We start from the raw sequence: 13,571 nt of genomic DNA on the forward strand, positions 1-13,571 counted from the left end.
TTGCCCCAGTCAGCAGGTGCGGGAGGTGTACCCCACAAAATTTGTGGAATTTGAATCAATTATGAAGGTAAATCCGACAAATAGATATTCGTATTTTCATCCATGGTTTCTTGAACCTGAATATTAGTGTTTCTAAAATTGTTATTCAATTGTTCAACAATGTATTTCGTGTACAATTTACCTAAAGAAAAATCAACGTAAATGTAAATTGGAGTCACCATAATTTTCATGGGGATTAAATTAATTAAGACAAAAATATAGATAAGATATAAATTGGTTTCAAACTTCTTTGAAATTGTCACATCGTCAGTACGTAAACTATCAATATATTCGTGAACAACACGACTAAATAACGGATTATCTTTTTCGAATATATCAATTTGTGGCTGATCAATAAAAGTGGATGGTTCAACATAAAAATATGAAATCGCAATGTTCACTCGGGTTAAATTAACCAAGAGTGCTTGCTTATTGATGTGGGCATAGCCAGCAGTTGTTTGGCTTTCATAGACCCGTTGGATTAAGTCATTCGACATTTGATATTCATGAGGGAATTCCTCTTTAAAAGTGTCATCCAATTCTAAGTAGTCATCGGTAATTAAAAATAAATATAAGTATTTGATTTCCGCGTCCGGCAGTGGGAAGGTTAAGTGTTCTTCAATCAATTTAACCGCACCAGCTAATTTATCCGTGTAATTATTTAGGTAAGCTGTGTCTAATTCAGATGAATCAATGAATTGGCGAGATTTTAGGCGTAATAACCAAACCGTAAGAAATGACTTTAGTTTGGAAAATCTAGCATGTGATAAATTAAATTGAAATTTCATATCGAGATCGGAGATGATTTCCGAAGTGATTGAATTTAAACCTTTGTATTGGCTCGCATTTGGAAAAGATTCAAAATAGATTTGAAATAAATGCTGGCGAATGGCAAATTCGTCACTTTTTTTGTTTAACGAGACGAAAAATTCATGTTCATTGAGGAGCTAATCTAATTTTTCCTCAGCCTCATAAAAAGGAGAGTTACTTAAAAAAAGCCGAGACAAATAACTGACCTTAGTGGATAAATATTGAAAAATAAAACGATATTCAAATGCCAAATAAATGGCAGATTGACGCAAGTAAAACGCACCTAGGTCTTGGATGGCCTTATTGTCTAGGTGAATTCCTTGGAAAACACCACGACTAATTTACTTGATTTCAACTACCACATCTGAAGTAGCAATTTCCATTAAGTCAGCGTTCAGGGAGTTAATGGCTTTGTCCATTTTGTAGGTACTTAACTTAAAGGTTTCCATTAAATCTACTTTAGTGGCCTTTAAGTTGCCCTGGTGGAGGATATAGTCTAGTACCTCAAAATTACAAGCGTCATCCTTATTTAGTAAATATAATTCCATATCAAATACCTCATAGTTCATACCCTACTTCAATTGTAGTATACCTTAAACGGTACAAAAAGTGAAAAGATAACAATTAGGTAATACCTATGCAGGCAGCAAAAAACGAAACTTTTATGTTATGGTAGTTCATTGCATAATTATATTAATAGTTCAGATGATAAAACAAAAGAAAATTAAAAAGAATCAAGTGAATTTAGTCAACTTGATTCTTGATTTGATGAAATTGTTTCAATTTATTTTTCGACGGTTACGCCATTTTTATCAATTTTTAAAGGAATTACGTCGTCATTAAAGCCAGCTGCCAATAACGATTCTTGGAATTGAGGAATTTTGTCTGCATCAATGATTGTCATGACGGTTGGGCCAGCACCACTCAAATATGTTGCTAACGCACCGACTTCATGGGCAATTTTACGAATTGGTAAGAATTCAGGGACTAATTTTTGCCGGTAAGGTTCGTGAAACATATCAGCTTCAATTAGTTTACCAAGTTCTTGATATTTTTTCGTGAAAATCGAAGCGACGAAGGTATTGCCAATGGCACTAGCGTGGGTCGCATTCGCAAAGGCAATGTTATTTGGTAGCACACCGCGACTATCGCTAGTCTTTAATTCGTAAGCAGGAACATAAGCGACTAGCGATAAGTCTGGGAACGGTGCCTGAATCGCGATAAATTTATCATTCACACTGGAACCAATCACTAAATCACCATAGATTGCCGGAGCCACGTTGTCGGGATGGCCTTCCATTTCAGCGGCATAATTAATCTTTTGTTGATCTGTTAAGTTGAGCCCAGCTAATTGATTGGCTAGCTCAATACCAGCAACAATGGCGGACGAGCTACTACCTAACCCACGTGTGACCGGAATGTCGGAAGTCATTTTTAATTCATGTGGGGTTAAATTGGGAGCAATTTTTAAGGCAGTGGAAACGACTAGATTAGATTTACTGTTAGATAATCCATGACCTAAATCGTGGAAGACGTGCCATTTTTCAGCTGTACCGATGACTTCGATGGTTAAATATAATGAAACTGCGATACCAATTGAATCAAATCCAGGACCAAGATTAGCACTAGTTGCAGGGACTTTGATTTTCACAGTAATTTCCTCTTTTCATTTTTTCAGCACAAAAGCCGGTTCAGTTAAGAACCGACTTGATGGTGAATTAATTTCACATTTTTATTCGCCTAAAACTTTATATGCGGCGCGGAGTTCAATGGTGTCAAATTTATCAATTTCGGCCTTCAAAGTGGCTAACTGTTTCTTTGACATCGCATGGGTGATGAAAATCACGCGGGCATCAGTATCGTTGGCTTTGGTCTGCACGATTTGACTGAAACTGGCACCAATTTCCATCATTAATTTAGTGACCTTCAAAATTTGACCAGGCACATCAAGCATTTGAAGCGAAAGGTAATATGGATAAATGACATCACCCTTATCAATTGGTTCGCTTTCGTGTTGATAGTTATTGAAAGTATTACCCGTGGTTCCTAAGGCAATATTTTTGGTGACTGAGACAATATCACTGAGGACACTGTTTGCAGTTGGTAAACCACCAGCACCGGGACCGTAGAATAAGGTTTCACCGACAGCTTGGCCGGTCACCATGACAGCGTTATTTTCATTGTGAATTGTGGCTAGAGGATGGTCTGAAGGCACTAAGACAGGTGCAACTTCAGCAAAAACACCTTCGCCAACGCGCTTAGCAATCCCTAATAACTTAATGGTATAACCAAAATCAGCAGCTTGGGCCACGTCTTCTAGTTTGATATTTTGGATACCCTCAATATTGATATCATCCAATGCTAGGTGTGAACCAAATGAAAATTGGCTCAAAATAATCATTTTGTAAGTTGCATCAATACCAGCAACATCATTGGTTGGATCAGATTCAGCGAAGCCAAGTTCTTGGGCTTTTTTCAAAGCATCTTCATAGCTCCACTTTTTTTGTTGCATTTGAGTTAGGATGTAGTTGGTTGTTCCGTTAACAATCCCCTTAACTTCTAAAATTTCATCAGCTGCAAAGCTATTAACGATGGTCCGTAAAATTGGAATTCCACCAGCAACACTGGCCTCATAAACTAAATCAGCGTTATTTTTGCGAGCAATTCTGGCAAGTTCATCCCCGTGAGAGGCAATTAAGTCTTTGTTGGCGGTGACGACATGTTTGTGGGCATTCAAGAGGTTAGTGATAATCTCCTTAGCAGGATCAATCCCACCCATGACTTCCACAGCAATTTTGATTTCAGGGTCGTTGATGATATCGTCAACGTTATCGGTGAGAATGATGTCATCTGATACTTCACTGCGGTGCTTTGCGACGTTGCGCACTGCAATGGTCTTGATAATCAATTCCCGACCGGTGATATTTGAAATCTTAGCTTGGTTGTTGGAAACCATTTCTAGTACACCCGAGCCCACAGTTCCCAAACCAATCAAACCAATTTTTATTTTTTCCATGTTTTAACCGCCTCACAATCTTTTTTTCATAATTGCATCCATTTTAACATAGCCTAAATAGTATGTGATAGGTTATAATTGCATAAATTCACAAATTCGGAGGTTTATGATGAATTATCGTAGTACTCGAGGATCAATTTCTAATTCTTTAAATTCCGCAGAAGCAGTCATCCAAGGGCTTGCTCCAGACGGCGGCTTATATGTTCCGGTTGCGTTTCCTAAACCTACAATTGATTTGGCAGCCATTGCAAAACTTACATACAAAGAAACAGCCAAGTTAGTTTTAAGTTTGTTTTTTGATGACTATACCGATGCACAACTTGATGAAAGTATTCAAGCAGCATACGGCCAGCAATTTGATGACGCAGAGATTGTCCCTGTCACGAAGAATCATGCGGGCAGTCATTATATGGAATTATTCCATGGGCCTACGTTGGCCTTTAAAGATATTGCCTTACAAATGTTGCCACAATTGATGGTCCGGGCAGTTAAATTGACCGATGTGAATCGTAAAATTGTCATTTTAACGGCGACTTCTGGTGATACTGGGACTGCTTCGATGAACGGCTTCCGGGATGTCGATGGCACCCAAGTGATTGTCTTTTATCCAAATGGCGGCGTGAGTCCAGTTCAATTACAACAAATGCTGACGCAACAAGGCAAAAATTTGGATGTCGTAGCGATTGATGGTAACTTTGATCAAGCTCAGACTGAGGTAAAGCACATTTTTAATGATGTGAAGTTTGGGGAAGAATTGAAACTCAGTGGAAGTCAATTTTCATCGGCGAACTCCATGAATATTGGACGATTAGTACCACAAGTGGCGTACTATTTTTATACCTATGGTAAATTAGTGCGTGATGGCGTAATCAAGTTAGGCGAACCAGTTAATTTTACAGTGCCTACTGGTAATTTTGGAGATATTTTAGCTGGTTATTACGCCAAGAAAATTGGCTTGCCCATCGGGAAGTTGATTTGTGCATCTAACCAAAATAATGTGTTAACTGATTTCTTCAAAACTGGTACCTATAATAAGAAACGTGATTTTTATTTAACAAATTCACCTTCGATGGATATCATCGTTTCTAGCAACTTAGAACGATTGTTATTTGATGTAGCAGACGGTAACTCGGATAAAGTCATTGAATTAATGAATGGCTTAAATACGCAGGATAGTTATACAATTACCGATGAGATGAAACAACGATTGGATGCAGGCTTCGATGCAGGTTTTGCGTCTGAAGATGCGATTAAGTCAGAAATTAAACGTGTTTATGATGCTGCAAAGTATACGATTGATCCACATACCGCCGTGGCTTCATATGTCGCTCATCAATATCAACAACGGACGGCGGACACAACGCCAATGGTAATTGTAGCAACTGCTAGCCCATACAAATTCCCTGAGACAGTCTACGAAGCCATTACCGGCAAGGAAGTGGTCGAACCAGGTTACGCTGCCGTTGGTCAACTATTTGATGTGACCGGTGATCCTGTGCCAGCACCAATGAAGAGTCTCTTTGAAATTGAGCCTCGTCAACAAATCGTTGTGAAACCCGAAGGCATGAAAGAATTTATCAAAAATAGTGTGAAATAGTAGTGAAATGACTTATCCATCAGTTGGATAGGCCATTTTTTTAATTATTTGATTAAAATTAGATTAGAAAATGTGGTTGATTGATTAAAATAAAGTGCTATAATTCTAATTATTCGAACGAAGATAGGCATATTGGGCTTCGAATACACATATAAACATTTAGGAGATGGTTTAATGAGCGACACGTTAAACTTTTCTGTCACCGGAGAAGACATGCAAAAGCGCAGTGATCAAATTACGGTTGGTGTTGATCGTGCGCCAGGAAGAAGTCTTCTATATGCGACAGGGAAAGTTAAAAATCCTGAGGACATGAAAAAAACCTTCATAGCAATTTGTAATTCCTACATAGAAATTGTCCCAGGACATGTACATTTAAGAGAATTGGCTGATATTGCCAAAGAAGAAATTAGAAAAGCCGGCGGAATTCCATTTGAATTCAATACGATTGGTGTTGATGATGGGATTGCAATGGGGCACATTGGGATGCGTTATTCACTTCCAAGTCGTGAAATTATTGCCGATGCTGCGGAAACGGTGATTAATGCGCACTGGTTTGACGGTGTTTTATATATGCCAAACTGTGACAAAATTACTCCAGGAATGCTCATGGCTTCATTACGGACCAATGTTCCTGCCGCGTTTGTGTCAGGTGGACCAATGAAAGCTGGACTGGATCCAAACGGAAAAGCCGCAACGTTATCGACTGTGTTCGAAGCGGTTGGAGCATTTAAAGATGGCAAAATGAGTAAGGATGATTTTCTGGAACTTGAACAAAACGCTTGTCCAAGTTGTGGCTCATGTGCTGGTATGTATACGGCTAATTCAATGAACTCATTGATGGAAGCGATTGGGATGGCACTGCCTTATAACGGGACAGCACTTGCCGTTTCAGATCAACGAAAAGAATTAGTGCGCGCAGCTGCACGACAAGTAATGGAAAATGTTAAAAATAATTTGAAACCACGCGATATCATCACTAAAGATGCAATCGATGATGCATTTGCCTTAGACATGGCCATGGGTGGTTCAACTAATACTGTTCTGCATGGTCTCGCCATTGCTCATGAAGCTGGCATTAAATATAGTGAAGAAGATATTAATGTAATTGCCAAACGCACACCACATTTGGCTAAAATTGCACCATCATCTTCTTATACGATGGAACAAGTTCATGAAGCCGGTGGAATTCCAGCAATTATGAATGAGTTAATTGATAAGGGTGGTATTTTACATCCAGATCGCATTACGGTGACCGGCAAAACCATTCGTGAAAACGTTGCGGGGGCACATACTAAGGACCCTGAAATTATTCGTGAAACTGACAATCCATATTCAGAAGAGGGTGGATTATCCATTCTTTACGGTAACGTTGCCAAAGATGGCTCAGTAATTAAGGTTGCTGGGGTTGATGACGATATTCATAAATTTGTCGGTAAAGCCATTTGTTTTGATTCACATGATGATGCAGTTGCCGGAATTGATGATGGATCTGTTAAAAAAGGTCACGTGGTGGTTATTCGTTATGAAGGACCTAAAGGTGGACCAGGGATGCCGGAAATGTTGAATCCAACCTCGAATATTATTGGACGTGGATTAGGTCGTGATGTGGCCTTGATTACTGATGGTCGTTTCTCCGGAGCTACCCATGGAATCTGTATCGGTCACGTTTCACCCGAAGCTGCATCTGGTGGTGAAATTGCCTTAATTCATGATGGCGATACAATCACAATTGATTTAACTAATCGAACATTAAATGTTGATTTAACACCAGAAGAAATGGTCGCACGCCGTGGAGAATTGAAACCATTTAAGCCAAAAGTTCGCTATGGTTATCTCGCTCGTTATCAATATCTCGTGACTTCTGCCAATACTGGTGGCGTCATGTTAGGTGCTGATGAATTGTTTGGACCGGAAGAAGACTAGAGAGTGCGACACCAATCGGGCTGACCATGAGGATTAACAAGACTAATGAAATGAACGGCCTAAGTTCATAAATTAGTTGAGATTAAACGCAAGGGTTAGATTGGTGGAGCACGTTTCGCAAACAGAGTGTATAATTCATCCGGTTAATTGGCGCGAAATAAGGAAGTTTAGCGAAATAGCGGGTTAGGGTAATTAGCTAAAGGACTTATATCAAGCCGATTGGATGGTGGAGCGCGTTTTCGGCTAATCAGAGTGTATAACCAACCAAATTTGCCGTAAAAACATTTTTATAAAGTTCACATTTTAAGAAAGTTGGTGCGATTATGACAAACGAACCGCAAACAACTGATTCAGTTAGTGATTTACAAGATCGAATGCTAACCGAAATGGAAAAAGTAATCGATCCTGAATTGGGGGTAGACTTAGTAAGTCTAGGATTGATTTATGGGCTAAGCATGACGGACGGGGTAGTGACAGTCACAATGACGCTAACCACCATGGGATGTCCCATTTCAGATGTTCTAGCAAATTTAATCCAAGCGGCATTAGAAAATAATGTGGCGGAGGTTAAAGAAGTCAAAATTGATTTAGTTTGGGAGCCAGCTTGGACACCAGCCAAGATGAGTCGATATGCACGAATGGTGACAGGCTATCATATATAATCAAGACAAGATATTTTAGGAGTAGAATTCGAATCTGATTGATGATTAAAATACGTTCACATATAACATAGTAAAGAATAAACGAAAATGAATACGCTCGTTTTCGATACATATTAAGGGGAAATTCACATGAAAAATGTCGAAGATTTAGGTAAATTTGTGGGGAAATGGTTTACAGTCTTAGTTATTTTATGGGCTGCATTTAATTACTTTGTGCCAGTTACAAGTGCTTGGGTAGTTCCAAACACCAAGTATTTATTAGGAATTATCTTATTCGGAATGGGTCTCACTTTAACGGGTGAAGATTTCAAACGAATTGCGCAACATCCAGTTCCCGTGTTTGCAGGAACAGTTGCTCATTATGTGATTATGCCAACCCTAGCTTGGTTACTCACTTTGATTTTTCATCTTGATGGCGCCATCGCTGCCGGAGTAATTTTAGTTGGCTCATGTCCATCAGGAACTTCATCAAGTGTAATGGCTTATTTAGCTGGTGGGGACGTGGCGTTAGATGTTTCGATTGAAACACTATCAACCTTATTAGCACCAATTGCCTTACCAAGTTTATTAGTTTTATTTGCACACAAGTTTGTTTCAATTCCAACACAGTCCCTGTTCTTAAGTACCGTTGAAATTGTGTTGATTCCACTTGTTTTAGGGATGGTTGTTCATACCTTATTTAAAAAACAAATTGATAAGGTGACGTTGGCTTTACCTTTAGTTTCACAAGTTGCAATTCTGTTAATCATTGGAGCTGTTATTTCCGCTAACCATGCTAACTTGTTTACTGCTGCTACAGCAATCGTAATTCCTGTTGTTGTCCTCCATAATTTATCTGGATATGCATTAGGATTTGGCTTTTCAAAGCTCATGCGTTTACGTGATCCACAACGCAAGGCAATTACTTTTGAAGTGGGGATGCAAGATTCAAGTTTAGGAGCAACGTTAGCGATGGCTTACTTCGCACCAGCAGCTGCAATTCCTTCAACTATTTTTAGTATCTGGCACAATATCTCTGGTTCAGTTCTTTCAACTTACTGGAGAAGACATACTGAATCTAAAGCTGAAAAAGAAACCACACCTGTTACAGGTGCAGTTCAAGGATAATTCTTGTGAAATAAAAAGGTGCCCAGTTGGGGACCTTTTTATTTTTCAAACGAGGGAGGGATTGAATGCAATCAAATTGGAAACATAATTTATATGTCCTGTGGTTTGGTAATTTTATGACCGGGATGGGTTTTTCGATGACGATGCCATTCATGCCATTATTTGTGAAATCACTTGGCCATTTTGACACATGGACATTGAATATTTTAAGTGGGGTCGCATTTTCAATCACGTTCCTGGCCAAAGCAATTATTTCTCCTTATTGGGGTAAATTAGCTGATCAATACGGCCGAAAATTAATGTGTTTAAGATCTTCATTAGGAATGACAATCACCATTACTGCCTGTGGATTTGTTCCAGGGGTCGGTAGTTTGATTGTTTTACGTGCAATTCAAGGGCTATTTTCAGGATATATCAATAATGCAAATGCAATTGTCGCAGCTAGTGCACCAATGGAAGTTAACGGTAAAGCAATGGGAACTCTGGCAACAGGGAACGTGGTGGGCACGTTATTAGGACCGTTAATTGGTGGGGTATTAGCCGAGGCATATGGTTATCGAACTTCATTTTATGTAGTTGGGGCCATGATGGCTGTTGTTTTCTTTGTAACTTTGTTCTTCGTTCATGAAGAATTTACGCCAATTAAACGTGAAGAAATGATGCCAATGAAACAAGTTTTTCACGAAATGAAATACCCCAAGTTGATTTGGGGGTTGTTTATTACTACATTGGTGATTCAAGCAGCCAACATGTCGGTCACACCAATCTTAAGTCTATTAGTGAGTGACTTATTGCATCATGGCGGTAGAGTGGCATTGGTTAGTGGGATTATTTCGTCGTTACCAGGTATTGTCACGTTATTCACTGCACCATTTTTGGGATCTTTGAGTGACAAATATGGTCCGGAGAAAATCTTGACTGGTGGCTTAATCTTAGCGGTAATGACCTTTTCGGCAATGAGTTTTGTAACCAACGTCTATCAGTTAGGTGTTTGGCGAGCAGTCTTAGGTATTTCAGACGCTGCCTTATTGCCAGCTGTTCAATCGTTGATGGTCGGTTATGTACCAAAGCAGGCATTCGGTCGAATTTTCAGTTGTAATCAATCGTTTCAAGCAATGGGAAGTGTTGTGGGTCCCATGTTAGGTTCAGTCGTCGCCAGCATTTTTGCTTATCAAAACGTCTTTATGATGACTGCTATCATGGAAATCTTCAATTTCATCTTCCTCTTTCCAATTGCCAAAGCCATTTGGCAAGGTAAGAAACAACAGAAAAAAGTGGAAGCATAAAATATGGTGCGAATCACCACGGGCTGCATTTGAGTATAACGAATGAGCACGAAGATAAGTGGGCTACTTATCAAGGTGGTCAAAGTTAGACGGAGAATGTAGTGGGGATGAGCCTGATTAAATTTAGGGTGCGAATCACCACGGTTTTCATTTCAAAACAAAAAAGCGCCGGATAAGTAAATTACTTACCGACGCGCTCAAGTTTATGCTTCAACAGCAATTTCAAGTAAATTGCCATCTGGATCATTAATAAATAACGAAGTTAATTGACTGTGGGCACCTTGATGTTCACTAGGTCCATCAAGGATAGGAATATAATAACTTCGTAGATGGTTTTCTACATCTGATAATTGTTCTTTAACAATAAAGCAAAAGGCAGCTGATCCGGCTGCTTTTTGTTTGGCTTCTAACGACTGATTTTCAGTTATTAGCTTAAAGTCTAATGCTTGCTTACCACATAGCATTAATGCATGGGTGTCATCTTGGTGTAAAACCGGCATGTCAAAAGTTTCGTGATAAAAGCGAATAGTACGGTCTAAATCGTTGACGTACATCGTTACGTGGTCAATATCTCTAATTTTCATTGGGTAAAACTCCTTATTATTGTTCGTCGTTAAATTGTGGCGTGGTTTTGTTGATGCCAAACCATTAAAAATTCAACTTCATTAGTTTTTAAATCGACATCTGTAGCTTGAGCGATGAATCCGTTCGTAATATAAAAGTTAACAGCGGCGACATTTTTTTCATACACCGATAATTTCAAAGACGAATTCGTTTGTTTGACGGTTTCAAGTAGTGCACCACCGATACCTTGGTGGCGATAATCATTTCTGACAAACAGGCCAGCAATGTAAGAGTCCGATAAGCCTAAAAACGCCACGATTTCATCATTTTCAATGGCAACATATAACTCTGCATCAGGCAGTGATTTTTGCACATCTTCGTAATTATCACGCCAGTATTGTTCATCGACAAAATGGTGTGCTTCAATGTTCACATTGAGCCAAATATCTAAAATTTTATTGAGTTGTTCAATAGACGGATTGTCCAGTTTTGTAATCATAATTTTTCCTAACAATGAATTATTTGTACGTAAGAGAGTATTCATTTATTGTAACTTTGAAAATCAATGGCGACAAGAGTACAATTGAATTTTGATTGTACACGTAGAATGAAAGGTAATATTAGAGATGAGTTTATTAGAAGTGCAAGACTTGAGTATGAGTTTTGCAGATAAAAAATTATATGATGACGCTAGTTTTCAACTAAACCAGTCGGACCACATGGGAATTGTTGGTCAAAATGGAGCTGGTAAAAGTACGTTAATTAAAATCATTACGGGAAAGATTTTGGCCGTTGAAGGTAGTATTAAATGGCAAAATCATACGAAAATTGGTTATTTGGATCAATATGCTGATATCGAAGCTGGGTCAACGTTACAACAATTTTTGCATACAGCTTTCAATGATTTATTTGAGATTAATGATCAAATGAATCAGGCCTATGCCGAATATGCAGAAGCCTTAGATGAAAAGCTTTTAACCCGTGCAGGTCGTTTTCAAGAACAATTAGATGCACGTAACTTCTATGATATCGAAACAGAAGTTGATAGAGTTATCTCTGGTCTTGGTTTGGATTCAATTGGTTTGGATCACGTTGTATCTGAAATGAGTGGGGGCCAACGTTCGAAAATTATTTTGGCTAAACTGCTCCTTGAAAGTCCCGATGTTATCTTACTGGACGAACCAACCAACTATTTAGATACTACCCACATTGAATGGCTAATTGATTATCTGAATAGTTTTACCGGTGCAGCAATGATTATCTCCCATGATTATGATTTTCTGGAACAGGTTACTAATTGTATTTGTGATGTGTCGTTTGGTAAAATTACGAAGTATCGTGGTAGTTTTAAGAAAGCGATGCGTCAAAAAGAAGAACGAAAAGAAGTTCAGTTAAAAGAATACGAAAAGCAACAAGTTGAAATTGAAAAAGCAGAAAAATTCATTAAAAAGAATAAAGCTGGTTCAAAATCAACGATGGCTAAGTCTCGTGAGAAAATGTTGGCGCGGATGGAACGGATTGATCCACCTTCAGATAATTTGGTGGCCAGTTTCAAATTTCCATATGAAGATACCGGTTCCCAAAATGCTTTACGGGTTGAAAATCTTTCAGTCGGCTATAACAAACCGCTCTTGGCGCCCGTCACATTTTCGATGAGTAGTGGTGAAAAATTGGTCTTTAAAGGATTTAATGGGGTTGGTAAGTCAACGTTGATTAAATCAATTTTGGGTGAAATTGAAGCTAAAGGTGGCTCAGCTGAGTTTTCTCCTTCAGCAATCGTGAATTATTTTAACCAAGATTTAGATTGGGAAAATGATGAATTAACGCCACTAGAAACGATTCAAGAAATGTATCCTACAATGTTACCCAAGACGATTCGGACGCGGTTAGCGCGAGCAGGAATCAACTCAGCTAATACGATGAAGCCAATGAATTTGCTTTCTGGTGGAGAACAAACTAAGGTTAAGTTAGCAATTTTGGAATTGACCCCAAGTAATTTCTTAATTATGGATGAACCAACGAATCATCTTGATGATGAAACTAAAGACGGCTTAAAACGTGCGTTAAAAACGTTCCGCGGTAATTTGATCTTAGTTAGCCATGAAGAAGGCTTTTATGACGGGTTAGCCGACAAGATATTGAACGTTGAAGCGTTAAGCCTGAAGAAATAGTGCCTCAGTATGACTGGCGGAGGGAAATATGAAAAAGTTTATATCAATTGTGCGAAGCATTGAGGGAATTCTTTTGATTATCTGTTCAGGACTAGTCGTACGTGATAATACGATAGCGTCGCACTTTAATAGTTCTGGTAAATTTGACGCTTATGGGAGTGGCATTGAAATAATTATTGCTCCAATAGTGGTGATTTGGATTGGCGAAGTGATGATTGCTATTGATAAAGCCAGCCGTAAAAAAGCCGGAACTGTTGATTCTCCATTTATCTATGTCAATGAATGGCAACAAATTGTTGCACTGACAGTGATTAGTGTAGTTTTATTAATTTTAATGATACTTAAAATTGTTTTTTAAAGACAATAAAGACGAGGATTATCGCAATTGCGGTAATC

Annotated in this window: 13 protein-coding genes; 7 read left to right on the forward strand and 6 right to left on the reverse strand. The window is 38.7% G+C overall.

Annotated elements, in window-relative coordinates; translation table 11 throughout:
• Positions 1-59: 59 nt before the first annotated feature.
• From F0161_RS02660 to F0161_RS02675, 4 genes are all read right to left on the reverse strand, one after another.
• Positions 60-827 carry a hypothetical protein gene (locus F0161_RS02660; RefSeq protein WP_150203638.1) on the reverse strand — a complete coding sequence of 256 codons (768 nt, stop codon included), beginning with the start codon at positions 825-827 and terminating at the stop codon, positions 60-62.
• A gap of 363 nt (positions 828-1,190) precedes the next feature.
• Complete coding sequence (locus F0161_RS02665; protein ID WP_150203639.1) at positions 1,191-1,397, reverse strand: hypothetical protein; 207 nt, start codon at positions 1,395-1,397, stop codon at positions 1,191-1,193.
• Positions 1,398-1,633: 236 nt separating this feature from the next.
• Positions 1,634-2,500 (reverse strand): homoserine kinase, encoded by an 867-nt coding sequence (gene thrB / locus F0161_RS02670; RefSeq protein WP_150203640.1) that lies wholly within the window; start codon positions 2,498-2,500, stop codon positions 1,634-1,636.
• Positions 2,501-2,581: 81 nt separating this feature from the next.
• The gene (locus F0161_RS02675; RefSeq protein WP_150203641.1) at positions 2,582-3,865 is read right to left on the reverse strand and encodes a homoserine dehydrogenase; all 1,284 of its coding nucleotides are present in this window, start codon (positions 3,863-3,865) and stop codon (positions 2,582-2,584) included.
• A 109-nt stretch (positions 3,866-3,974) separates the two neighbouring features.
• On the opposite strand from F0161_RS02675, the gene thrC reads away from it, so the two are divergent.
• The 5 genes from thrC (at position 3,975) to F0161_RS02700 (ending at position 10,440) form a co-directional block, all read left to right on the forward strand.
• The gene (gene thrC, locus F0161_RS02680; protein ID WP_150203642.1) at positions 3,975-5,462 is read left to right on the forward strand and encodes a threonine synthase; all 1,488 of its coding nucleotides are present in this window, start codon (positions 3,975-3,977) and stop codon (positions 5,460-5,462) included.
• Between the two features lie 174 nt (positions 5,463-5,636).
• Complete coding sequence (gene ilvD, locus F0161_RS02685; RefSeq protein WP_150203643.1) at positions 5,637-7,385, forward strand: dihydroxy-acid dehydratase; 1,749 nt, start codon at positions 5,637-5,639, stop codon at positions 7,383-7,385.
• 323 nt (positions 7,386-7,708) lie between these two features.
• Positions 7,709-8,047 (forward strand): metal-sulfur cluster assembly factor, encoded by a 339-nt coding sequence (locus F0161_RS02690; RefSeq protein WP_150203644.1) that lies wholly within the window; start codon positions 7,709-7,711, stop codon positions 8,045-8,047.
• A gap of 129 nt (positions 8,048-8,176) precedes the next feature.
• Positions 8,177-9,154, forward strand: a complete 978-nt coding sequence (locus F0161_RS02695) for a bile acid:sodium symporter family protein (RefSeq protein ID WP_150203645.1) — start codon at positions 8,177-8,179, stop codon at positions 9,152-9,154.
• A 65-nt stretch (positions 9,155-9,219) separates the two neighbouring features.
• Positions 9,220-10,440 carry an MFS transporter gene (locus F0161_RS02700; protein WP_150203646.1) on the forward strand — a complete coding sequence of 407 codons (1,221 nt, stop codon included), beginning with the start codon at positions 9,220-9,222 and terminating at the stop codon, positions 10,438-10,440.
• A gap of 203 nt (positions 10,441-10,643) precedes the next feature.
• On the opposite strand, the gene F0161_RS02705 is transcribed toward F0161_RS02700, so the two are convergent.
• Positions 10,644-11,024 (reverse strand): VOC family protein, encoded by a 381-nt coding sequence (locus F0161_RS02705; RefSeq protein ID WP_137601716.1) that lies wholly within the window; start codon positions 11,022-11,024, stop codon positions 10,644-10,646.
• A gap of 29 nt (positions 11,025-11,053) precedes the next feature.
• Positions 11,054-11,503, reverse strand: coding sequence for a GNAT family N-acetyltransferase (locus F0161_RS02710; protein ID WP_190318898.1), 450 nt, complete (start codon positions 11,501-11,503; stop codon positions 11,054-11,056).
• Positions 11,504-11,630: 127 nt separating this feature from the next.
• Between F0161_RS02710 and F0161_RS02715 the strand changes: the two genes are divergently transcribed.
• Both F0161_RS02715 and F0161_RS02720 read left to right on the forward strand, forming a co-directional pair.
• Positions 11,631-13,175 (forward strand): ABC-F family ATP-binding cassette domain-containing protein, encoded by a 1,545-nt coding sequence (locus F0161_RS02715; protein WP_150203648.1) that lies wholly within the window; start codon positions 11,631-11,633, stop codon positions 13,173-13,175.
• A gap of 28 nt (positions 13,176-13,203) precedes the next feature.
• Positions 13,204-13,533, forward strand: coding sequence for a hypothetical protein (locus tag F0161_RS02720; protein ID WP_137601719.1), 330 nt, complete (start codon positions 13,204-13,206; stop codon positions 13,531-13,533).
• Positions 13,534-13,571: the final 38 nt, after the last annotated feature.

Source organism: Paucilactobacillus nenjiangensis, assembly GCF_008632615.1.
GTDB lineage: Bacteria > Bacillota > Bacilli > Lactobacillales > Lactobacillaceae > Paucilactobacillus > Paucilactobacillus nenjiangensis.